The organism is Ruegeria sp. AG1, assembly GCF_056541705.1.
This window is the reverse complement of the sequence record NZ_JBQFYU010000020.1, coordinates 22,269-45,747: the sequence shown is the minus strand read 5'-3', so window position 1 is coordinate 45,747 and position 23,479 is coordinate 22,269. Positions and strand designations below refer to the sequence as shown.

21 protein-coding genes are annotated in these 23,479 nt (G+C 54.3%); 7 read left to right on the top strand and 14 right to left on the bottom strand.

Annotated elements, in window-relative coordinates:
• The 5 genes from ACR0B5_RS22235 to ACR0B5_RS22215 all read right to left on the bottom strand — a co-directional run.
• Window positions 1–946 (bottom strand): ABC transporter permease (locus ACR0B5_RS22235; protein WP_480543507.1); only part of this gene is annotated, 946 nt, incomplete at its 3' end.
• Window positions 947–949: 3 nt separating this feature from the next.
• Entirely contained in the window at window positions 950–1,927 is a 978-nt protein-coding gene (locus tag ACR0B5_RS22230; RefSeq protein WP_170556657.1) for an ABC transporter permease, read from the bottom strand.
• On the bottom strand, window positions 1,912–3,447 hold the full coding sequence (locus tag ACR0B5_RS22225) for a sugar ABC transporter ATP-binding protein (RefSeq protein WP_480527460.1): 1,536 nt from the start codon (window positions 3,445–3,447) through the stop codon (window positions 1,912–1,914). Before ACR0B5_RS22225 ends, ACR0B5_RS22230 begins: the two co-directional genes overlap by 16 nt.
• 67 nt (window positions 3,448–3,514) lie before the next feature.
• Complete coding sequence (locus ACR0B5_RS22220; RefSeq protein ID WP_170558391.1) at window positions 3,515–4,489, bottom strand: ABC transporter substrate-binding protein; 975 nt, start codon at window positions 4,487–4,489, stop codon at window positions 3,515–3,517.
• 54 nt (window positions 4,490–4,543) lie between these two features.
• Window positions 4,544–6,010: an aldehyde dehydrogenase family protein gene (locus ACR0B5_RS22215; RefSeq protein ID WP_480543504.1), complete on the bottom strand. Its 1,467-nt coding sequence runs from the start codon at window positions 6,008–6,010 to the stop codon at window positions 4,544–4,546.
• A 166-nt stretch (window positions 6,011–6,176) separates the two neighbouring features.
• Between ACR0B5_RS22215 and ACR0B5_RS22210 the strand changes: the two genes are divergently transcribed.
• Window positions 6,177–7,277 (top strand): LacI family DNA-binding transcriptional regulator, encoded by a 1,101-nt coding sequence (locus ACR0B5_RS22210; protein WP_480543502.1) that lies wholly within the window; start codon window positions 6,177–6,179, stop codon window positions 7,275–7,277.
• 10 nt (window positions 7,278–7,287) lie between these two features.
• A complete protein-coding gene (locus ACR0B5_RS22205) occupies window positions 7,288–8,922 on the top strand; it encodes a GMC family oxidoreductase (protein WP_480543501.1) in 1,635 nt (544 codons plus the stop codon).
• A gap of 45 nt (window positions 8,923–8,967) precedes the next feature.
• Here ACR0B5_RS22205 and ACR0B5_RS22200 read toward each other — a convergent pair whose 3' ends face one another.
• Both ACR0B5_RS22200 and ACR0B5_RS22195 read right to left on the bottom strand, forming a co-directional pair.
• The gene (locus ACR0B5_RS22200) at window positions 8,968–9,108 is read right to left on the bottom strand and encodes a hypothetical protein (RefSeq protein WP_170662603.1); all 141 of its coding nucleotides are present in this window, start codon (window positions 9,106–9,108) and stop codon (window positions 8,968–8,970) included.
• 173 nt (window positions 9,109–9,281) lie between these two features.
• Window positions 9,282–9,809: a hypothetical protein gene (locus ACR0B5_RS22195; RefSeq protein WP_170380624.1), complete on the bottom strand. Its 528-nt coding sequence runs from the start codon at window positions 9,807–9,809 to the stop codon at window positions 9,282–9,284.
• A gap of 1,785 nt (window positions 9,810–11,594) precedes the next feature.
• Here ACR0B5_RS22195 and ACR0B5_RS22190 point away from each other — a divergent pair.
• Together ACR0B5_RS22190 and ACR0B5_RS22185 are read left to right on the top strand one after the other, a co-directional pair.
• The gene (locus ACR0B5_RS22190) at window positions 11,595–12,284 is read left to right on the top strand and encodes a hypothetical protein (protein ID WP_170644446.1); all 690 of its coding nucleotides are present in this window, start codon (window positions 11,595–11,597) and stop codon (window positions 12,282–12,284) included.
• Window positions 12,285–12,358: 74 nt separating this feature from the next.
• Window positions 12,359–12,607: a ParB N-terminal domain-containing protein gene (locus tag ACR0B5_RS22185; RefSeq protein WP_039524390.1), complete on the top strand. Its 249-nt coding sequence runs from the start codon at window positions 12,359–12,361 to the stop codon at window positions 12,605–12,607.
• Here ACR0B5_RS22185 and ACR0B5_RS22180 read toward each other — a convergent pair.
• The 5 genes from ACR0B5_RS22180 to ACR0B5_RS22160 all read right to left on the bottom strand — a co-directional run bounded on the left by ACR0B5_RS22180 (window position 12,599) and on the right by ACR0B5_RS22160 (window position 16,432).
• Entirely contained in the window at window positions 12,599–13,612 is a 1,014-nt protein-coding gene (locus ACR0B5_RS22180; RefSeq protein WP_480543498.1) for a fatty acid desaturase, read from the bottom strand. The two genes, ACR0B5_RS22185 and ACR0B5_RS22180, sit on opposite strands and share 9 nt — an antisense overlap.
• Before the next feature lie 72 nt (window positions 13,613–13,684).
• Entirely contained in the window at window positions 13,685–13,891 is a 207-nt protein-coding gene (locus tag ACR0B5_RS22175) for a cold-shock protein (protein ID WP_170328727.1), read from the bottom strand.
• A 579-nt stretch (window positions 13,892–14,470) separates the two neighbouring features.
• Window positions 14,471–14,773 (bottom strand): antibiotic biosynthesis monooxygenase family protein, encoded by a 303-nt coding sequence (locus tag ACR0B5_RS22170; protein WP_480543496.1) that lies wholly within the window; start codon window positions 14,771–14,773, stop codon window positions 14,471–14,473.
• A 58-nt stretch (window positions 14,774–14,831) separates the two neighbouring features.
• Entirely contained in the window at window positions 14,832–15,602 is a 771-nt protein-coding gene (locus tag ACR0B5_RS22165; RefSeq protein ID WP_480543494.1) for a nuclear transport factor 2 family protein, read from the bottom strand.
• 35 nt (window positions 15,603–15,637) lie between these two features.
• Window positions 15,638–16,432 (bottom strand): VOC family protein, encoded by a 795-nt coding sequence (locus tag ACR0B5_RS22160; RefSeq protein ID WP_170660763.1) that lies wholly within the window; start codon window positions 16,430–16,432, stop codon window positions 15,638–15,640.
• A 104-nt stretch (window positions 16,433–16,536) separates the two neighbouring features.
• Between ACR0B5_RS22160 and ACR0B5_RS22155 the strand changes: the two genes are divergently transcribed.
• Window positions 16,537–17,418 carry a LysR family transcriptional regulator gene (locus ACR0B5_RS22155; RefSeq protein WP_480543492.1) on the top strand — a complete coding sequence of 294 codons (882 nt, stop codon included), beginning with the start codon at window positions 16,537–16,539 and terminating at the stop codon, window positions 17,416–17,418.
• Between the two features lie 459 nt (window positions 17,419–17,877).
• On the opposite strand, the gene ACR0B5_RS22150 is transcribed toward ACR0B5_RS22155, so the two are convergent.
• Both ACR0B5_RS22150 and ACR0B5_RS22145 read right to left on the bottom strand, forming a co-directional pair.
• Complete coding sequence (locus ACR0B5_RS22150) at window positions 17,878–18,399, bottom strand: hypothetical protein (protein WP_170660761.1); 522 nt, start codon at window positions 18,397–18,399, stop codon at window positions 17,878–17,880.
• 913 nt (window positions 18,400–19,312) lie between these two features.
• Window positions 19,313–20,320 (bottom strand): helix-turn-helix domain-containing protein, encoded by a 1,008-nt coding sequence (locus ACR0B5_RS22145; protein WP_480543490.1) that lies wholly within the window; start codon window positions 20,318–20,320, stop codon window positions 19,313–19,315.
• Window positions 20,321–20,431: 111 nt separating this feature from the next.
• Here ACR0B5_RS22145 and ACR0B5_RS22140 point away from each other — a divergent pair, with 111 nt between their 5' ends.
• Window positions 20,432–21,943 carry a DUF1214 domain-containing protein gene (locus tag ACR0B5_RS22140; protein WP_480543488.1) on the top strand — a complete coding sequence of 504 codons (1,512 nt, stop codon included), beginning with the start codon at window positions 20,432–20,434 and terminating at the stop codon, window positions 21,941–21,943.
• 34 nt (window positions 21,944–21,977) lie between these two features.
• A complete protein-coding gene (locus ACR0B5_RS22135) occupies window positions 21,978–23,471 on the top strand; it encodes a DUF1254 domain-containing protein (RefSeq protein ID WP_170660758.1) in 1,494 nt (497 codons plus the stop codon).
• The last annotated feature ends 8 nt before the right edge of the window (window positions 23,472–23,479 follow it).

Genomic DNA, 23,479 nt, shown 5'->3' with positions numbered 1-23,479 from the left:
TGACCGCAAATAGAAAGCCTCCACGTATGACCATCTGCCAATAGGCACTGAAACTGATGGTGCCCTGACCGTTTTCAAAATTTAGAACGTTGAAGACCAGCCCCAGCAACAACGCACCTGCCACCGTCGCAGGGATCGAACCCATCCCACCCGTCAACAAAGTGCCGCCCACCACGACGGACGCGATGGCCGACAATTCCCAGCCGATGCCCTCAAGGGGTTGTCCGGCTCCGAAGCCCGAGGCCAGAAAGACGCCGGCCAGCCCCGCACAGCCACCTGACAGCAGGTAGACGAAAGCCTTGGCGCGATTGACCTTCAGCCCCATTAGGTTCGAGGCATCCTCGCTGCCACCGATCGCCAAGACAGTCCGCCCGATAGTTGTTCTTTCCAACACTAGCCAAAGTGTCAGCGTCAGTCCGGCGACGATAACGATAGCCCATGGAAACAGGCCGAACGCCTGCCCCATGCCAAGTTTGGTGAAGTTCGACCCCCAATCGACCGAAATTGTCTGGGCGTCCGAAATCACCAATGCCCCGCCTTTGGCGGCCAACATGGTCGCCAGTGTGGCGATGAAGGGCGGGATTCGAAGGATGATTATGCAAAAGGCGTTGATCGCCCCGAAACCAACCCCGGCAAGAACGGCCCCCGGCAACGCAACCTGAATCCCGTATGGGCTGAGATAGGCCGCAACAACCGACGTAAAGGCCGCAACGGATCCTACCGACAGATCAATCCCGCCGGTCATGATCACGAAACACATGCCCAGTGCAATCGCGATGAACATCGCGTTGTAATTCAGGAAAGACGAGAAATTGTAGGCGCTGCCAAAGTTTTCATAGCGCATCAACCCGAACAGGATCAAAGCCAGCAGTGCGAGCCACACCGTCACCGAAGCCGAATTGCGCCGAAGGTACTTTCGCAGGTCAAAAGCCGTTTCATCCAACATCAATCAAGCCCTCCGGAACTGTTGGACCCAAACGGCCAGGATAATGATGGCGGCTTTGGCGATTAGTGCGACTTCGTCTTCTACCCCGTTAGCCAATAGTGTATATTTGACCAATTGGATGATGACAGCACCCAGTATGGCACCAAAGATCGGCGCCCGCCCGCCTTGCAAAAGAGCTCCGCCAACAACCGCGGCTGCGATGGCATCAAGCTCCATCAGATTGCCGTTGCGCGCGGCGTCCGAGGCCGAGTTGATCGCAACCACAATCAGACCGGCCAGCCCCGCAAGCACCGCGCAGACGACATAGGCCCCGATCTTGACCCTTCGTACGGGACCACCCGACAGATAGGCAGCGCGTTCATTGCCACCAATCGCCAGTAAGTAGCGGCCCCATGTGGTTCTAGTGATCACCCAGTACAGAACACAGGCAATGGCCAGCGCCAGCCAACCCTGGAACGGCAAGCCAAGCACCTTGCCGGTTCCAAGATAACTGAATGACGGGTTTGAAAATGTCTGCAGGTTCCCATTCGTCAAAACCTGGGCAATACCGCGACCAGAGATGAAGAGAATGAGCGTTGCCACAATGGGCTGCACGTTCAATATGGCAACCATTACGCCGTTGAACACTCCGCATAACCCCGCGACGAACAGCGGCAGGACAATGGCCAAAGTGACGCCCAGCATCGGATTGGCGGCGCCCAGATCCGACAGAAAGATCAGCGGGGCCAGCGCCCCCGCCAGTGCCATGACCGCACCAACCGACAGATCGATGCCACCCGTGGCGATTACCAGCGTCATGCCGATGGCCACGATGGCGATCGTGGCAACCTGGCTGATATTCACAAACAGGGTCTGCAGTTGCAGGAAATTGGGAGTGAAAAACGCGTTGAACACCAGCAGGGCGACCAATGCGGCGATACCGCCGTGAAAGCGGAAGGGCATCGACGCGACCCGTTGCGGCAACTTCATTGCGCGGTCCATGAACCAATTCCTTCTTCATGATGCGCAAGCGCGCCCACCAGTATGTTCTCGGTAATCCCGGGGTTGGTCAGTTCCTTGACCGAGCGCCCCTCGTGCATGACCACGATGCGGTCGGCGCCTTCTACCAATTCTTCGAATTCCGAACTGATGAGGACAACGCCAAACCCCTTCTCGACATAAGACCGAATGAACGATTGGATCTCTCGTTTGGCGCCGACATCCACGCCTCGGGTCGGCTCGTCGAGTATCAGGATGTCGGGCTGTGTCGCCAGCCAACGGGCAAGAAGCACCTTTTGCTGGTTGCCGCCGGACAACTCACGAATGGGTTGGTCCATATGCGCCGCCTTGATGCCCAGATCGTCGATGAAGGCATGAACGATCTCGCGCTCGCGGTCAAAGTCGATTTGACCACGACTGGCAAGTTTCGGCAGCAGGGCTAGCGTCATATTCTCGCGCACGGACATGTCAGGAATGATCCCTTCGGCCTTGCGATCTTCGGTTAGAAAACCAACCCCGGTTGCGATCGCGTCACCCGGTCCCGACGGTTGCCCGACCGCGCCGTGCAACTCGATCGCGCCGCTGCGGGCACCGTCCACTCCGAACAAGGCGCGCGCCGCCTCGGTCCGACCAGAGCCCAGCAACCCGCCCAGCCCAACGATCTCTCCGCGGTGGAGCGTGAGGTCGAAATGCGTCAGTCGCGGGCCTGTCGAAACAGAGTCAGCCCGCAAAACGATATCTCCTTTCTTGGCCTTGGCACCTGCAAAGTCGGTGAGGCCGTCTGCCGCGATCTCGTCCTTGTTGCGGCCAAGCATGTCCGCGATCATTTCCAGTTTGGTCGTGTCCTGGACGTTGCGCGTGCTGACGGTGCGGCCGTCTCGCATCGTTGTGACCCGATCGCAGATCTGGAACAGCTCATCGAGGAAATGCGAGACATAGAGAACGGACACGCCCTGTTTTTTCAACTCGCGCACCACACCGAACAAAACCTCTACCTCACTGGCATCCAGCGACGATGTGGGTTCGTCCATGATGACCAGCTTTGCGTCCAGCGAAACGGCCCGCGCGATCGCAACCAGCTGCTGGATCGCTGTCGAGAAGTTTCCCAGTGGCTCGGTCACGTCGATATCTATGCCAAAACGCCCAAGAACCTCGCGTGCGCGCCTGTTGCCCTCGCGCCAGTCAACCAGAAAGCCGAGGCGCTTGGGCTCGTAACCCATGATGATGTTCTCGGTCACTGACCGCAGCGGCACCAGGTTGAGCTCTTGATAGATCGTGGCAATTCCAGATTCCTGCGCTTCCCGCGGGGTGGAAATGCGGCTAGGCCCACGCGCCAAATGGACGTCCCCGGCATCCCGATCGTAAACTCCGGTCAGAACTTTGATCATCGTCGATTTGCCGGCACCGTTCTGGCCAATCAGCGCATGAACCTCGCCAGGTGCGATCTCCAGACTGGCCTGGCTCAGTGCCGGTACACCGGCAAAGGACTTTTCAATTCCCGACATCGAGACGAGCGCATTCATGAGATGTCTTCCTCCGATTGCTTGCAGGCGGCGCCGACCGCAGGCCAGCACCACCCACCAGGGAGAATCAATAGGCTTCGTCGATGTGATCGGCCGCATTGTCCTTGGTAAAGATGCGATCTTCGACTTTCACCCATTCCGGGATCGCCTCGCCAGCCGCGTATTTATTCATGACTTCACAAGCCAGAGGGCCGAAGAAGGGTGAGCTTTCCACCGTCACCCCCATCTTGCCATCGATAATAGCCTGAAGTGCATCGCGTGTCCCGTCGATCGAAACGATGGTCACGTCCTCGCCAGGCTTGCGGCCGGCCAGTTCCAGAGCCTGGATCGCACCGATTGCCATCTCGTCATTGTGGGCGTAGACCACGTTCACATCGGGGTGCGCCTGCAGCAGGGTTTCCATCACCTGACGACCCAGGTCGCGCGCAAAGTCACCGGTCTGAGAAGCCACGATCTCAAAGCGGTCATCCGTTGCAATCGCGTCGTCGAAACCTTTTTTGCGGTCATTTGCAGGTGAAGAACCAGTCGTGCCTTCCAACTGGACGATGACGCCATTGTCGCCGTCGAAATTCTCCATCAGCCACTGTGCGGCACGGTTGCCCTGATCAATGAAATCCGACCCAAGGAACGCCACAAAATGCTCGCCCGGCTTGGCAACGGCCGGATCAACCGAGCGGTCCACCAAAAAGGTCGGGATTCCCGCGGCACGGGCCTTCATAACGGCTGGGATCAACGGCTTTTCTTCCCGCGGGGGCAGGAACAGAACGTCGATGCCTTGGGCGATCATGCTGTCCACATCCGCAACCTGCTTTGCTGCAGATCCGGCTGCATCCGTCGCGATAAGGTCCCAGCCGCAGGCCTCGGCCGTGTCATGGAACGATTTTGTCTCGGCAATGCGCCACGGATTGTTCGACTCCATCTGCGCAAAGCCGACCTTGTAGCGATCCTTCTGCTCAAGCGGTGGCAGATCCTGCGCTATCGCAGTCGTGCCCAACAGCGCACCCGCGACAACCGTCGAGATCAAAAGAGTTCTGCGTTTCATTGTTATTCCTCCTCCATTGGTGCGGTCGCCTCCGTTTTGACCGCGAGTTTTAGGTCATGCCCAATTCATGTAAGTCGTCTGTTTCCTCAGATAGCCATCGAAGCCATACGCGCCGTCTTCGCCCCCAACCCCGGACAAACCCCAACCGGTGTGAAATCCCTGTACGGCCTCACCATTGGAGCGGTTCAGGTACAATTCGCCGAACTTCAAACGGCTCGGGGCCTCCATCAATCGCCGGTGCGATGCCGTAAAGAGATAGGCGGACAGCCCGAATGACGTGTCATTCGCAAAACTTATCGCCTGATCAAAATCATCGACTCGCATGGCTGTCGCCACGGGTCCAAAAACCTCCTCCTGCATCGCGGCATTGCCGTTGTCGGAGACCTCGAGAACCGTTGGGGACATCCAGTGCCCTTCGCGGTGCGCGCCGTCCGTCAAAGGCCCGCCTTCCAGATGGACCGTGGCACCTTCGGCGATGCTGCGCTGGATGATTTCGGCGACCTTGGTCATTTCGACCTTGCTGACTTTGGGCCCCAGGTCGCAGTCCTCCATCGGATTCCCGATCGACAAAGCACGGGCGGCAGACACGAATTTTTCAAGAAACTGATCCGCAATCCCGCGATGCAGATACATACGCTCGTTACAGGTGCAAATCTGGCCGCAATTGGCAAACCGGGCTGCAATGGCAGCCGAAACGGCGGCGTCAATATCCGCATCCTCCATCACGATGAATGGCGCCTTACCGCCAAGCTCGAGCCGGACAACCTTGATCCGGTCGGCCGCGGCGCGAAAAATCTCTTTCCCGGCGCGTGTGCTGCCGGTCATCGTTATTAGTGACGTATCGGGGTGTTCGACCAACCGCTTCCCTACCACCGGCCCCTTGCCTGTCAGAACATTCAGCACACCGGGCGGAAACCCAACTCTGTCAGCGAGCTCGGCGATAGCAAGACCGGAAAGCGGCGTGATTTCGTGCCCCAACAGAACAATGGTGTTGCCTGCGACCAGCGCAGGCCCGATTTTCCTGGCGGCCAATGCCAATGGATAGTTCCAGGCCGTCAACGCTACAACAACGCCATAAGGATGACGCCGGATCTGGATTTCCTCAGACTTGTTGTCCGATGCCACTATGTCACCTGAAATCCGCCGGGCCTCTTCAGCCGCATGGCAAAGAAAGGTAACGGCGGCATCCACTTCACCGCGGGCTTGCGAGATCGGCTTGCCTTGCTCGGCTGTGATCAGGGCAGCCAAACGACCGGCGTCCACCCTGATGGCCTCGGCGAGCTTCAGGACCAGCCGCGCTCGCTCGATTGCCGGGCGCGAGGACCAAGGGCCAAAAGCCCGATGGGCCGCCTCGACGGCCGCATCCGCATGAGCGGCGGCGCCATCTAGAACTCGCGCTACGATCTCTTCATTAGCAGGGTTTTCGACGCAAACCTCGGCCGCATCGAAGTCGGTAAAGCGGCCATCGATGAACATCGAGTGACGTACGATTTGACCCAACTCCCCCACTACAGACCGCAATTTCGCCTCCCGCACGTTCCCGGCCAGACCACAATGGCGACCGCACCGCTGATCAAAGCACTAATAGTATTAGTTCGTCAACACTAATATTAACTTGTTGTTGCTAATATTAGTTGCGCGCTGCCCGCTTAATCGATAAAAAGAACGCGCACAAAAAGGTTGAAAGATGAACGATCAAGCGAAAAATGCCGGGCAGCACAGGGGAGTGGGACGAGTCGCGGGCCGGCAGCGCGTAACGATGCACGACATTGCCCGCGTCGCCGGATGCTCGCAAACGACGGTGTCGCTGGTTCTAAACAACAATGATTCCGTCAAAATCTCCGAGGACACAAAACAACGAGTCCTAGATGCCGCCAACACGCTTGGATACGCCATGCCCTCTCAACTTAGGAAACCCCAGGACAGCGCGCGTCGACCCTCGGCACTAGACGGCACCATCGCTTTTGTTGTGGACGATCTAGCGTCGAGCCCCGAAATGGTAAACGCGTTCAACGGCGTGAAACAGGCCGTTCGGGACACCGGAAATCTTGTATTGCTGGCAGAAACCCAAAACGACCCCGAAGTAGAACCAAGAACGCTTAAGTTTTTCCTCGACCAACAGGTTGCAGGCATTATTTACGCGACCGTTTTCACCCGGCGGGTGGTCGTTCCGGAACTCCTAAGGCAGACGGCAACCCCGGTTCTACTGCTGAACTGCTTTTGCGACGACCTCTCCTTGCCTGCGGTGATTCCCGGCGAAGTCGCTGCTGGACATACGGCGACCAACGCCCTGATCAAGGCCGGGCACAAACGAATCGCCACCATCACCGGCGAGCCGTTCATGGAATGCGCCGCAGGACGAACGACAGGGTATAGAAACGCTTTGGCTTCCGCCGACATTCCATTTGACGAGGACTTGGTCATAGAAGGCAATTGGCTGCCTAGCGCCGGATATGCTGCCACGCGTGAATTGATGGATCTGTCCTCTCCGCCAACCGCAATTTTTTGTCAGAATGACCGCATGGCAATCGGCTGCTATGAGGCGCTCAAGGAACTTGGCCTGTCCATTCCCGAGGACATCTCGGTCATCGGATTTGACGACGATGAAACCGCGCGACACCTGTCGCCGCCCCTGACCTCAATGATCCTTCCCACCCGCGCAATGGGACGCTGGGTCGTGGAACAGCTATTCCACGGACCGACGGATGGTCAGAGGCACCCACTCGTCAAGCTTGAATGCGAACTGGTCGAGCGAGACTCGATCAGCGAACCCAAAAGCCGGATCTGAAGGTGAAATCATGACGGAAACCTTCGATCTCATCGTCATCGGCGGCGGCTCTGCCGGTGCCGCTGCTGCAGCGCGACTGGTCAACCAAGGCAAGTGCAGGGTTCTGGTGCTGGAGGCCGGGCATTCGCATCGCCATCCGTTGCTGGACATGCCACCGGGTATTTTCAAGATGATCAACGGGTCCAAGTTCATGACCTACCACCGGACCGAACCGCAAGACCACCTGGACGGCCGCGTGCATGACATTCCGCAGGCCAACGTACTGGGCGGCGGGTCGTCAGTGAATGCGCAGGTCTATATGCGCGGCCGCCCTTCTGACTATGACGCGTGGAACGACCTGCTACGACAGACCAACGACGGAGTCGGCTGGGGATGGGACGATGTGCTGCCCTATTTCCGCAGGATGGAAGACAACAACAGGCTTCACAATGACCTGCATGGCAGCGACGGTCCGGTGCAAGTCTCGGACCCGGGGCATATCGACGACATGTCACGTTGGTTCGTTCAGTCGGTGCAGGCCCTTGGCGAACCATTCAACACGGACTTCAACGGCGCAACGCAGCGCGGTGTCGGGTTCTATCAATTCACCAATCGTGCCGGAAAACGTAGCTCGTCAGCCTATGCTTTCCTCGCCCCACTTGAGACAAACCCAAACTTGACCATCCGGCTTGGCGCAAAGGTCAGAAAAGTCATCATCGAAAACGACAGGGCAGTCGGGGTGCAGTATCGCGACAAACGCGGATCCCACATCGTTCGGTGTGATGGTGAGGTTGTCCTTGCGGCGGGCGCTCTGGTCACGCCGAAAATCCTAATGCTGTCGGGTATCGGACCGGATGCACATCTTGCCGAACACAATATTCCCGTGGTCTGCTCAATGCCTGGGGTCGGCCAGAACTTGATCGACCACCCCGAAGTTCCAATCACCGCCTTTGCCAACGGTCCATACGGATATTTCAAACAAGGTGAAGGCTGGCGGATGCTGCGAAACGGCATCCAGTTCAAACTGTTCGGGAACGGCCCGGTGACTTCGGCCGGGGTCGAAGCAGGCGCCTTTGTCAATCCGTCGAACCCTGACGGAGAGCCGACAATTCAGGCTTTTTGCGTCCCCATCGTCTATCTGGATCGCGACGCGCTGGACGAAGTTCAAGATGACTTTGGCCTGACCATTACGACCGTCGTAGTCAAACCAAAATCACGCGGAGAGGTTCGGCTTCGCTCGGGCGATCCTCACGCGATGCCGGTGGTTTCGCCCAACCTTCTGAAGCATGAAGACGACATGCAGGAGATGATCCGGGGGCAGCGGTTCTTTCGCCAGGCATTCACGTCGGGCCCGCTTGCACAAAGAATCCGCGAAATCGTCATTCCGATAGCGGACGACGACGAGACGCTACGAGCACATTGCAAGAGGTTCGTAAAAACCAACTATCACCCTGCCGGCACAGCCAAAATGGGCCGGGACGGCGACGAAACGGCCGTTCTGGACGCCAGGATGCGCGTACGCGGGATCGAGAGCTTGCGGGTGTGCGACATGTCCGCCGTGCCCGATATAAACGCAGGCAACACAAACGCACCTGCCATGATGCTGGGCGAGCGATGCGCCGACCTGATCCTTGGCATCGGATCAGCCCGCGAGAAATTATCTTAGAGCCCATTTGAATTTAAAGGCAAACGCTTGAAGCTAAGCTTGTGTTCAAGTCTCTGGCTCAATGAAAAAAGCAGCACCCGGACGCATTCTAAGAATCAGATCGACCAGATCGCAGCGTTGATCCGAAAGTTCGGGTTCACAAACCCGGTTCTGGTTGATGGCGACGATGGCACTGTTGCTGGGCATGTCCGCTAAGTGACAGATAGCAGACCGAGCGTTGAAAAAAGCTAACGTCCGCCTTGCGGACTTTGCAGCCATCCGCATTCTTAATTCAAAGGACCGCAGTCAGCCCAAAGCGGACCTTCGCAACCAAGCTTTGCAAATTCCGAAATGCCAACCGAACAGACCTTTGTCCGAGGCTACACCCGATACCAGTTTTCAACTTCTCGGGCGGCTGCTTCGACTGTAAAGGTAGTCTCTACCTCTGCGATTGCGTACTTTACTTCGTCTGAGCTAGCACTGAGTTCTAAGACGTTCGCATCCAGATCATGGGCTGATCCGGCATTTGAATAAATCGTATCGACCCCAATTCTAATGGCGTTTCGATGTTGCAGTAGGTGCTCAAAAAACCGCAAATAAATCATCTCCTCGTACGGAGAATGACTGTCCGCTTCAGAGATCAAACCCAATTCTGCGGCCTTGGTACACGTCAAACGCCAAGCCAGTTCCATTGTCGATGGAGGCGCATCTCTGGCCTCATCAGGGTGTTTTGGGTTCGCAAACGTAGACCTTCGGATGGCTTCGAGATTGGCGCGCAAACTCTTTGTAGGAACAGGATAGATGAAGGTGGTTGCCTCGGATGCTAAGGCTGGTTCAACCTGATCCGGCTGCGCCTGGATGAACTCGGAAAACCTGTTTCCGATGATAGGGACTTCACCGACAATCATGTCAGTGGGATCGGTAGTCTCTGTCAGCCATCGCGCTAGGGCTCTCCGGCCCCACAATCCGGCTGCCTTTCGGATCAACGGATGAGTTCCATCTGAAACATCTGGGTACTTTGCGAGTATGTCTTCGGTCTGAAACGCCGCGAGTCCTGTATCCCACCGCATGATATGTACGCGTCGTCCCAATGAGACCGAAATGGATATTTGCTGGCGCAACAGAAATGACTTTCCAGACGCTGGTAATCCAGTGAAGAAAACCATACGGCAACGACGTGCAGCGTCGGCGAGGTGTTTTCCAATCTCAGTGTCCGCAAAACTGTCGATAGAAATTGCGAATCTCCTAGTTCGGTGTCGGCAATAGGCCGGCGCGGCGAGCGTTCACCACCTCCAAGATTGTTGCCCAAGAAATCCGGCGATTTCACAGACGAATTGTCAACCTAAATTGCCACAAAGTGAATTTTGCCTCTCAGTTATTCTCTTAACCACCTAATAACTCGCCGGTCTCAAAAATTGACCATTCCGCAGCACACGCTTCTTGACGAGCGTGCGTCCTTGACTCTTCACAGACTAGGAACGACAAGAGTGCATTGGTAAAAAATTACTCGCCGCCGCGATGCTGCCGGTTACGATAATCCAATGGCCTTCAGACTAATTGTAGCATGTGCCTCAGCATAGGAACGGGTTTCGCTGGGGTCTTCGCTATGAGCTCGTTCCTCGCAAGCATTCGCAACTGTCACTTGACATGCTCCAGTCATCTCGTGACCCATGAAAGAAGGCGCCGTATGAACAGCACATGGCTCATAAATTGCGTGCTTAATGACCGATAGATCAGGTCTCAGGTTCCGTTTCAATCAGTCGTTCATCGTGTTTACGCGCTGCATTCTTTGTTTGATCCCGACACTTTTGGTATTGCTCACAGGAACGAAGCTTCCTGCTCAAGTCGCCAGCAATGCCGACGGATCTGTTTGTGACGAAAGTTTCGATAACAAGAACGGATCCTGTCAAAGAACGGACGTACCAGAAAACGCATATTTGACCGGCAGTGCCTTTGGTCCAGTTTGGGAATGCAACCATGGATTCCAGCGTGTTGGAGATCTTTGTGAGGAAATAGCAGTTCCCAATAACGGATATCTTGCATCGACCGGAGATCGATGGGAGTGCAATCGGCTGTTCCAGCGTGTCGGAGAAAAATGCGAAGAATTGATTGCGCCTCAAAACGGGTACGTCGAAACCCGGTTTGGCGCGCAGGAGATACACTGTGACTGGGGGTTTCGCAAGGAAGATCAGGATTGTGTTGCGATTAGTGTCCCAAGCAACGGTCGTCTGAGCGACAAAAGAAGCTCAGAAGGATGGGTATGTCTCAGAGGTTATAGGGCAGCGGATAGCGGCTGTGAGCCTGTGGCAGTTCCGCAGCATGCGTACCTTGCACCTGAAACCTATTCCGGATGGAAATGTGAACGTGGTTTTCGCGCAAACCGGGACAGGTGCGTTGCGATCCTTGTGCCTTCAAACGCTCATTTGAATCGAAGAGGTGATGGTTGGGAATGCAATCGGCCGTTCACACGACAGAACGATACGTGCACCGAAAATGTGCCGCGACAATAGGTTAATGGAAATCAATCTCGCCCGACATATCCGGAAGGACCAAGCCGTGAACCACAACTCGATAGACGAAAACTTGGGCAAAATGCTCAAAGCCGAAAAGGCTCATCGCAGGTCCTACATAGTTAAGATGTTTATCGCGTTAGCGGTTTTTGTTGTGGCGATAGTTGTAGTGGTGTTTCTCTGATGCGTAAAAATGCCCCTCAAGTAACCCTTCCGGCTTCAAAGACGTCAGCTCGCGGTCTGGACCAAAGAGCATTTCAGGACCGCAGTGTTCGTAAAACGCAGAACGCTGACGTATCTGGTGTGATTGAAGAAGAGTTCGGGAAGTACTTGATTAAGGCTGGTATTCTGAGCGGTAACAGCGTTGCGCGCGCCTTCCCCAAGCCACCAGCTAAAACGCAGGCAATGATTGCTGATGCAGTTGGTGAAACACCGGCATTGGCCATTGAAGCCTTGAAAGAAATTCTCGAAGAACGAGACAGGACGCGTAGCGGTCAACGCCGATTTGAGGGAAACTCCGGCACCCTTGTTCCCAGTAAAAGAGAATACGTCGAGGCATTGCGCCAGATCAGGCTCACCCCTGCGCAGGTTACAATACTCAAAGCACTTACAATCGCAGGCAAGGAAGGTCTGACCATTGGTCACTTGTCTCAGGCAGCCGGTTACAAATCGCGCGAGGCGTCCATCAAAGTTTTCAAGAAAGTCGGACTATTGATCGCAGAATATCTGGAACTCGAACTTCCCGAAGCTGGATCGGCACAGAATGATGGCGCCGCGCAGGTTTTGGCATTTTCTCACATCGAAAGTGAAGATGAGCCAGCAATCTGGATTATGCATCAGGAACTGCGCGACGCTGTTCGTTCGGTTCTATGACGTACATTCCAGACCCAGCTCTTGTAGCGAACTTTGAACCGGAACAAATGCACGAAAGGTTGCTCACGTAGCTTATGTTGGAGAAAAGACCATATCCGCTCGACCTGATCTATGTACCTGTGAAACGGGCGAAAACGCTTGATCAACAAAAAGTTCTGACGTTGGCCGAAGATATCCTGAAGAACGGCCAGAAGACCCCGATACAGATACGCTCGGACAACAAGAGGTTCGTGCTGATTGAAGGCCTTCACCGACTAGAGGCCATTCGCGCCCTGGGTGGTGATACGGTCGAAGCCTATCTGGTACGCGCCAGACTACACTAAATGCCTATTGGAATTGGCGTTCGACAAAGCCTCGGAAAATGTCAGCAGACGTTGACTTCTTTCATCCCAAAGATGCAATCGTGCACAATGAAAGCTCTCATATAGAGTAATACGCTGGCAGTTTTCCAACTCAGAATGGTCACGCAAAACTTCGTTTAGCCGATAGAACGGTATGCGGCTGGCGAGGTGGTGAACATGGTGCACACCAATGTTGCCAGAGAACCACCGCAAGATGCCAGGCAAGGCATAGTGAGAACTACCATAGAACGCGGCGTTCTGAAGGTTCCAGCCCTCTTCCCGGTCCCAGGTCGTGTGTTCGAACTGGTGTTGAATGTAGAAAAGCCAAATACCAATCGATGATGCGACAATCACGGTTGGCAGGAAAACACACGCCACCACCTCAAAGCCTCCGGCCCATAAAATCAGAGCCAAGAACCCTGCAATTGCGGCGTTTGTTCCCATCGCACTTGCCCAATACAGCCAGCCCGACCGCATGAAGCCAACAGGTAAGCGGTATTGAATAAAGAACGTATAGATCGGCGCAATACCGAACAGGAAGACGGGGTTCCGGGTCAGACGATACGCGGCACGCCCGAACCAATTCCGTTTCAGGTATTCCTCAATGGTCAATGTAGGGATGTCACCCATACCACGCCGATCAAGGTTACCGGTTGAGGCATGGTGAATCGCATGGCTTTGCCGCCAAACGTCATAAGGTGTAACGGTAAGAGCACCCAGAACCCGGCCAGTCCAATTGCATGCGCTGCGGCTTCTAAAGAAAGATCCATGACCACAATCATGCATGATGATGAAGATACGGACCAGAAATGCGGCATTCAGGATGGCCAGCAATATTGCGATCCAGACGCTAAATGACAACGCAAACCACGCTAGGGCCCATAGCGCGAATAAGGGGAAAACAGTGATCGCAAGTTCAAAAACACTGCGCTTCGCATCGGGCACACGGTATTGCGCGAGCACCCGCGTCCAGTCTTTAGGTTGCAACTTACTTGGTCTCCGACGGCCTATTGTCGCCCATTGTTCAAACGGGCACCCTTATGGGGTGCCCGCAAAAGGTCAGGCGAGTGCCAGATTGGCGGCGCTTTCGCGTCCGTCACGGCCAGCCTCGACGTCAAAAGTAACCTTTTGGCCGTCTTTCAATTCGCTAAGGCCGGAACGTTCAACTGCTGAGATATGCACGAACACGTCGCGCTTGCCATCTTCAGGCTCGATAAAGCCAAAACCTTTGGTTGAGTTGAACCATTTTACTGTGCCATTTGCCATGGTGGAAGTCTCCTAATACGTGCCGCCCGCATCATTGCGGCGACTCGGCGTGGTCGGTCTGAATCGAAAGACTGAACGCCGAATTGGGGAGACAGCAGGTCGAAAAAGAAAAACGTAAGCCTCGTGTATATGGACTTCGACTACGCACGATACAAGCCTTGATGCTTTGGCGGACAACAGAGAATTTGAGCCTGTCTGGCTTAGAACTAGGCAAGTCGAGGTGAAACCGTTGCTCTTCGATCCAAACTTGAAGGTGGCTTGGGTCAGCGGCACAGAAGACTAACGATCATTTTTGGGATATTAACCTGCTGCATACGAGACAGCGATAAGCGTCCGTTTTGGTGCCTTAGCGAGACTTTGCAAAGTCCGCTTTCTGCGCATAGCCGCCGTCGATTGATCGCGCAGCATCGGTCACTATGGGCTCGTAGCGGTCATTCGCTGTACTCGGCATGAGCATCCGCTTTGCGGACAGAGTTGCCGTCCGCCTGGATAGCCCGATTGTCCGGTGATGAATGCTGATGATCAAAATGCAACAAAGCACCCATGTTTCCATGGGCGCTTTGGTTAATATGAAGGCTCTTACCGTGCCAGTTGGTAGCGCTTCATCGACATAGAAGATGCATCGATCATGCTCATAAACTTCTCAGCAGCCGGAGCAGAGGCAAAGCTGTCCATGGATGCTTGCGCTGCCTCCGCGCTTTCCCAATTGACGACAACCGCCCATTTGTCGTCTGCGAAGGCGGCTTGCCGGGAGATGAAGCCAGGCTGTTTACTGACGTACTCGTCCTCAATGGCCTTGTCGACCGGTTCGAACGCTTGAGCTGAAACACCCTCGGCAAGGTTCATTGTCACAATCTCGACTACACCAGTTTCTTGAGCCATAGCTGTGCCTCCTAGCATCATCGTGAGGGTGATCAGGAATGCTCTCATGTTCCCCCGATCAAAACTTGCCGTTGTCATGAGCCATTTCCGCAGGGATATCTGCGATCACGTCCCAATGCTCAACGATTTTGCCGTTTTCGACGCGGAACAGGTCATAGAAGGCCGTCGGCTTGTCGGCAAACGTGCCCTCAGAGGCGCTGAAGACAAAGTTGCCCTCGGCCACAACAATGTGGACATCCGAGTAAATCATCTGGATGCCTCGCTCGGCCATGCCAGCGAGTGCCGCACCCAAACCGTCCAGTCCGTCAGCAATGTTGCTGTTGTGCTGGATATAGGTCTCCGCGGACAGGAAATCCGTGATCCGGTCAACATCGCCATTTTTAAGGATCGTGTTCACAAAGTCGGTGACCAAAGCCTTGTTCTCGGACGTCTTTTCCAGATCGGTGATCTCAGTTGGACCATCGGTCTGAGTGTGCCCCGAAGGATTTGGCGGTGTAGTTGGGGTCAGGTTGTCCCAGTGTTCTGCAACCTTTCCGTCTTCGACGCGGAAAACATCGAAGCCCACCAGAGTTTCAGCACCGAACGCCTGAGCGTTGTTGTAGGTGGTGTGCAGGACAACCATGTTGCCTTCCGCGATCACCCGGTGGATATCCACCTCGATCCCGCTTTCTTTCAGACCAGGAATGAAGCCAAGGATCGGCGCAGCCCCCGTGGGGACGGCTGGGTTGTGCTGGATATAGTCCTTTGCCAGCAGCTGTTCGGCGGCAGTTGCGTCGAAGTGGACAAAAATGGCAGCTACGGCCTCCATTACGAGTTCTTTAGGTGTCATTGTTGTAGCCCTCTCTTGGTTTGATTTGACGACATTCACGCGGCGCAAGCCTGCACTGAGGTGATCGTGAATTCTGTGCCCCACGGATCGACCTTCTGGCCGGGCGTGAGACTTGCGGGGTCAGCCAACAGCTCAACACTCGCGAGACCTGTGGTTTCGACAGAGCGCGGGCCTGCCCCCTTCGATTGCCAAGCATTCGCCGCAAGATGGTGATGGTAGCCACCGGACCCGAACCAGCGGGCTGAGGGCAGCTCAAATGTCTGAACCATACTCAGCTCGTCAGTAACGAACTTGGCTGCCTTGCTGACATCACCGACACGTAAATGAACGTGTCCGATGACTGTGCCTTGCGGTGCGCCTTGCCACTGTGTGGCATCTTCCGTTAGTGATTTCAGGTCGAGCGGGTGCGTTGTCATATGGATGGTATCGCCTTGGCGTTTCCACGCTTCGCGAGGCAGATCACGATAGATTTCGATGCCGTTTCCTTCGGGATCGTTCAGATACAGCGCCTCACTGACACCGTGGTGGGATACGCCATCCAGGCGAACACCGCGCTCATCCGCGTAGACCAGCCATGCGCCGAGGTCTTGTTTGGACGGCAACAGAAATGCGGTGTGAAACAGCCCCGCCTCTTTAGGAAAGGGTCTAGCGTTTCGGTCCTGGCGCAACTCGATCAGCGTTCCGGCTTCGGTGCCGAGGAAGGCGCTTTCACCGTTGCGTTCGATCAGGCCGAGGCCAATCACGTCTTCATAGAAGGTGGCGGTCTTATCCAGATCGCGCACCGTCAGGGCGACCTGACCTATTGAGATGGGGGCGTCTGACGTTGCCATGTTCTTTTCTCCTGCGATTCAGCTTGAGAGGAACTTAGCGATGGTCTTTTCTCCATGAAATGGCGATAAGAGCGAGTGTGTATCGCGCAAATGGAGGCAATGCTATGGACCGGATCGACGGGATGCAGAGCTTCGTGGCTGTTGTGGAATCCGGTTCTTTTGCCGCCGCCGGACAACGGCTTGGCATTTCAAACAAGCTGGTCAGCAAACGTGTGGCCCAGCTCGAAAACATGGTTGGGCTGAATCTTCTCCATCGCACCACCAGGTCTATGTCGTTGACCCACGAGGGGGAGCGATATCTGGAAGGAGCGCGACGGGTGCTGGCTGAATTGGAGCAGTTGGAGACTGAGTTTGACGCTTCAGAGGGCTTGAAGGGCATCGTTCGTGTGGCGGCGCCCCTTACCTATGGCGACACGGCGGTGGCTAAAGCAGCAAGCCGTTTCGTAGAGCAACACCCGGACGTCACAGTCGAATTGGACTTGTCGGATCATTATGCTGATCTGGCCAAGGGCGGTTTCGATATCGCAATACGGATCGGCGCGCTCAGTGACTCCAGTTTGGTCGTTCGCAAGCTCGGTGAAACGCATATGAAAGTCGTCGCGACTCCTTGCTACCTTGAAGAACATGGTGCGCCTTCACATCCTGTGGAACTCTCGGACCACATTTGCATTCGAGATGCGAACAACCCCGATCCAAACCGCTGGCCATTCCAGATCGAAGGGCAAACCGTGCAGGTGCCTGTCTCTGGCCCATTTCTGGCAAACAGTCCTCCCGCCTGCCTCGTACCGACGCGTGCCGGGAGCGGCATCTTCATATGCCCAGATGTGTTTTTGGGGGACGACCTTGAAACCGGACGTCTTGTGCAACTCTTTCCGGAGTTCCATTCCCGCACTTTGCCGATCCAAAGCGTGCAGTTACCTTCGGCCTTTCGAAAGCCGCGTGTAAGGGCCTTTGTGGAGTTTATGCGTGAAGAGGTTCGGGCGTAGGTCGGCTCGAAAGTGGCCATTCGTGCAGTGTGCAGCATTTGGTAGGTATGGGCTCAAGTCAGTCATCTGAGTCGTTAAGTCAGATGACGGCTTAGGAACGGATAGCAGTCATTGTTGGTGGTCATTCCGAGAAATTTCGCCTGAACGTCTGCATTGAACGGCGCTGGACGTTCTTTGAAATCTGCTGAACGGCAGAGTTTCGGTCAAAGCAGACACGGGAAATAACAGACCGCGTTGCCTCGTTTGAATATCGCACTCGATCTGGCCACTCACTCGGATAAACCAAAATTCGTTGCTTTCTTGACAACGCCCGCACCAGTTTCGGCGGGCTAACCAAAACCTTGATGCTTGAGGCGAAGAGACAAAAAATGACGAATAAATGACCCCGCAAACTGCGGGGCCACAAAGGGTTTGACGAAAAGGCGACTCAACTTTTTTGAGGTTGAGCAACGGCCTAAGTTAGCTTGCAAGTGCAAGGTTGCATTTACGCCCTTCTTCCATAGCCTTCTTTGTACCGGTTAGGTCCACAATGAAATTTGCGGACTTCTTTGGAAATGCGATCAAAGTCTGTCCTTCGGCCACGGCAGTCGCCATGTTTGCGTCCTTTACAACGATATAGCCACCAGAGTAGTCATCCGCTAGCTTCTTGCTTTTTATGCCTTTTGCGCGACCTTCATACACGAAGTCGTCAATTGCTATTTCTATTTTTTGACGGTTTTTGATGTCTATGTCAGCTTGCGTGAATACTCCCAAGTAACCGTGTTTTTGGTTTTTGGTTAGACCCATTTGCATGACGTTCCCGCTCTCGAAGACTTTTTCTATCAGGCATGTACCAGAGTCGTTGTCAGCATAAACCGTCCAGCCTTCAACCTCACTGTAAATCTCGAAGTTGTCGCTACTTGCCGGAACTGGGTCTTTGGCAGCGGCAACAGTTGCATAAGCGGAGATTGCCACGGCGGCAAAAATGGCAGCATATTTCATGTATTCCTCCCAATTAGATGATGCGTCGCGTAGCTACCTACGACGCAACAAAAGCAAATATTTCGATGTGAATTCATTTCAACGAGTGAAAGCGTCGTTTGCAAACAACTGCTCGAAAAGCACTGCGGAACGTCGGTGAACACCTATAGCCTGAACAACTCGCAAGCTCCTCTTTCAAAATACAAATCTTTTGTGGGAGTTTTGATCCAAACTCATGATGGCTTCGTACCTATCATACCCCTAACTGATACCCACGGTCGTCTCCCATCCCATGAACGACCGTGGGTTTTTTCGCCAATTCCATTGGTTCGTGTCTGGAAATGACTAGGGGCTGCACCCAAAACAGAACTACAAAAGCTCGTCGCTGCATTTACAGAAGTATTTTCCATCTCGTGGATGCTTTTTGAGTAATTGTTTGGAATAGCTCCAAAAAAGTATCAACCAACATAAGCAACCAAACAATTCTAAGAAGGTGCTCGGTTAACTCGCGACCAAAGCTCTCCATCTCGAGGGGTGTGCGCATTGCATGCTCCGACTTTTAAGAAGTTGGATCTATCAAATATCCAAATTGGATACATAAATAGAGCAAGCATCGAAATATCAGAATGTTTCCCGTAGTGAGTGCGGGCGTCATTTGATTACCTAGCACTTTCCTACAGCCCCGCGTTGATCCTATCCCAGGGTAATCGACGCGGGGCAACAGATAGAATCACCTCTACAAGCAAATAGTCTGCAACTTTGTCATTGTTCCAGTTCACTTTGTTTCTTGATCCTAAAAGAAAACGTATAAAGTGATCGAACTAGGTTAGCTTCCCGCCCTACTCGGGTTGGACGCGGTTACTCGTCGCATCCAACCTGAACTTTAATTTGTGAGCAATGCAGACGCCAGCGGCTTGCTTTTGCAGACGACCATTCAAGTATGACCGGAATTCCTTTGGCGATAGTCAGAGGGTGCCAATCCCGTTACCTTCTTAAATGCGCGGCTGAAATTATTTGCGGTTTCATATCCTAGCATGGAGGAGATACTGGAGACTGTCTCGCGCGTATCTGTGAGGAGTTCCTCGGCCCTTGCTACCCTGATATCGTTGACGATTTCGCGAAAACGAACCCCTTCGCTTGCTAACTTCCGTTGTAGTGTGCGAACGCCAAGATCGAGCGAACGCGCGGTGGCATCAATCGACATTTCCTCCCGATGAAGTTGTTGCCAAACCACTTCCTCGACTTGTCCTCTAAGTGTTTGAGGTGGGCCGCCCAATCGTTCGCGTGAAATATCTCCGACAGTTGTCGAGCCTCCGCTAAGTTTTTTGGGCGCGGCTTCGGAGCTCAAAGCCGAAGCTTCAAACTCAACCCCAAGGCGGGTGGCGTTCCAGATTACAGGACAAGCGTAAGTGTCTTCTGCCTCGACAAACCCAGGAACTTTCGGGAAGTCCAAGAGCACGGCCGATGGCTTCCAGTCGTTTCCTAAATACGCGCGGAATATGCTCAGAAAAACCCCAACGGCCGAGAAACCGATGTCCGGATACGCGAAATGCGAGCGAAGTCCAAAACGATAACAGTAGCGCACGCTAGTGCCCGAAGTTTCAAGCCACGCGCGATCCGTGGACGAATGAAATGGCATGACGGCAGAAGCTCGTATTAGCGCTGCCCCCAGCGTTGGAGCAGAAAGAACGTAACTTCCCCAGGCGCCGTAGTCAGCGACAGTGAGATACGGTGACCACAACAATCCGATGTTTTGTTGTCCCGAGGATCGTGCGGATTCGTGCACAAAGGTCGCCAAGGCATGCTCCGAGATGTAACCGCCTCTTTCCTCAATGAAGTGAACAGGAAGATCGGCAGAGTCAAAAGCACGCAACAGGCGTCTTTCCCCAGCGGCCTCAAGCACAAACTGGGGCATCGCGCCCAAGGCCTTGGCCGAAATCATCGGTGGTAGGTTCAATCCGTCAACCCGCTTGTTCGCCCGCGTGTCGTGAAATGATACGCATCGGCTGAACGGATGTGCAAGCTTTCCACAAACAGCAGGGAGCATTGCGCCATGAAAATACTTGGGCCATCACACAGCGGTTTGTCGACGCGTCTTTTTGGCGTGGCGCTTATTGTGGGTATTTCTTCCTCGCCAGTTCTTTCCCAGTCTTTCAATGACACGGGTGACATCCTTGCACGATCAGCCGAAGTCGAGGACATTGATTACAAGATCATGGTGCAGCGCGCCACTCAGACTGCAATCTGGGGAATGCCCGCCGCTGGTATGATCGATTTTCTGAAGGGCATTCGCCGCGACCTCGGTGGCGACTACAACGACATCATTTATCTCAATAAGCCGTTCGATTCCAAACATGGGTTTCTTACGGCTAACGATGTTACGGCCTATGCTTGGGCTTCAATGACCTCGGAACCCGGTCCCCTTGTCATTGAAGTGCCCGCTGCCACCGAAAAGGTGAACTACTTCGGTACAATCGTGAATGCTTGGGATGTTCCTATCGTGGACGTTGGTCCCGATGGTTTCGACGAAGGTGCCGGCGGCAAGTACCTCATGCTACCCCCAGGCTACGAAGGGGATATGTCCCTGGAGGAATTAACTGAGGCGGGATACCTTCCCTTTGAAACAGATACCTACGAATATGGTTTTTCGTTCCGGCCAAAACTGACGAATGGCGGAACGGACGCCGATGCGGCCGAGTACGCTCAGACGATCAAAGTGTACTACCTGTCCGAGGCCGACAATCCGCCACCCAACAACTATCTCGAAGCGTCAGAAGTGCCGTACGACTCGCTTCCATACTACAACGAGACATTCTTTCAGGACCTGAACGATTACGTTCAAAACAACCCGATCCGTCCACAAGACAAGGTTATGGTGAATTTTCTGAAAGATCTAGGGATCGAGAAGGGAAAGCCTTTCGAACCAAGTGAACTTCAAATGCAGGCAATGAACGAGGGATTGTTGCTCGCGTACGCCTCGATGCAGAACTACTTTGTGACGCCCGGGAAAGCCATGATCCCACTTTGGGTCGACGATAGCGGCGAGATGAGGAGCCAGTGGTTGATTTGGGATTTCGCGGATGGTCAACCCGAGGCTGGTTTCCCCTATGAGACTGAGACCGAAGTCCTTGTGGATGCGCGTGCGGGCGGCAGTTATTTCTGGATTACATACCTGCCGAAACAACTGGGCGGAGGTACATTTTATCTGACAGGCCTGCGCGACAGCGACGGGGAAATGTACGATCACAATCAGACCTATAAACTGAACGTCCCAGCGGATACACCTGCCGACGATTTCTGGTCCGTGATTGTTTATTCGATGGAGACCAAGAGCTTCATTCGGAACGTTGATCCTGTCGGTTTGTCCGAGCGCGACACTGATGCGATGCAGTCTAATGAAGACGGTTCTTACGACATCTTTTTTGGACCAGAAGCACCGGAAGGCATGGAAAGCAACTGGATACCAACCACAGAGCCGTACTTCCTTTTGTTTCGTCTATATGGGCCGCAAGAAGGATGGCTGGAGAGTGGCTGGATGCTGGGCGATCTAGAAAAAGTAAACTGATCAAAACAAACAGTAATTCCCAATGGAGCGAACAATGAAAACAAAGTCGTTAGCTGTGCTGACTGCCCTGGTACTCGCATCGCATTCTTCAGCCCAAGAATTCAAAGCCGACGTTCCTGAGAATGTTCTTACACCAGACAAGGTCGAGACCCAGACGCTTGGTGATCTGGAATTCTTCGATGGTATGCCATCACCTGAGACGGTGGAGAAAGTCTTCGACAACCTTGATCTGATCAGAGCAACGACGGCTTTCCTGGATGGCATGAAGATCGCTTCGCTTCGAGCTATGTTTCAGGGATACGAAGACTTGGGCGTCAGTCCCAATGACGTCGTGATTGCAGAAGACCTGCTGGACGCGCGGTCCATCTGGCTGACGCCCAATACAACCACAATCTACATTGGTTCGAATGTCGATATCTCGGATGGCCCGATGGTGATTGAGGTTCCGGCAGGCCTGCTTGGGTTGCTTGATGACGCCGCGTTTGACTATGTGACGGATATCGGGGCGCTTGGCGCGGATAAGGGAGAAGGTGGCAAGTATCTACTTTTGCACAACGACGATGAAACGCCGGTGCCCGAGGGCTACTTCGAACTACGCACAAAGACATATGAGCACTGGTTGTTGCTAAGACGCTCGCCAGACGCAGACGGAGATACGGCTGGCCCTGTTGCCGAGATCAAGGCGGGTCTGAATATCTATCCGCTTAGTGAAGCGGACAATCCTCCCGCGGAAACTTTCCTGAATATCTCCGGTGTTCAACACAACACTGTTCACGCGAACAACGAAGACTTCTTTGAAGAGATCCACGTCGCACTCGAAAACAATCCAATTGGTGCGTTCAGTCCGGAAATTGTAGGAACGTTTGCTTCCATAGGGATCAAGAAGGACGAGCCCTTCGAACCCGATGCCCGTATGCAGGCCATTTTCAAGGAGGCAGCAGCAATTGCAAACGCCACGGCGCGAGCGATCACGTATGCCTCGCGCGATCCAGGAGTGTTCTTTTATGACGACCGGCAATGGAACTCACCGTTCCAACGCCAGAGCTATCTTTTTCTTGAGGACGGCGCGCGCATCCTCGATGATCGGTCGTACTTTTTCTATATGGCAACGGGCATAACGCCTGCGATGACCTCGCCACCGGTCGGGACGGGGTCTGTCTATGCGATGACAGCGCGAGACAGCAACGGACAGTACCTTGACGGCTCAAAAACCTATAAGGTAACGCTACCGGCGCCGGTTCCCGCCAAAAACTTTGCGTCGTTTATGTTGTATAGCGGACAGACTCGGTCAATCCTTGAAACTGACCAGCAATCCGGTGGTATCGACTCTAATAGACCGGGGATAAAACCTAATGAGGATGGGAGTACCAGCATCTATTTTGGTCCAGAAGCCCCAGAAGGTTGGGAGAACAACTGGGCGCAAACCATGCCCGGGCAAAGCTTCAACGTGATGATGCGCCTCTACGGCCCGCTCGAGCCTTGGTTCGACAAGACCTGGCGTCCCGGTGATCTGGAACTGGTAGAATAAAGCGACAA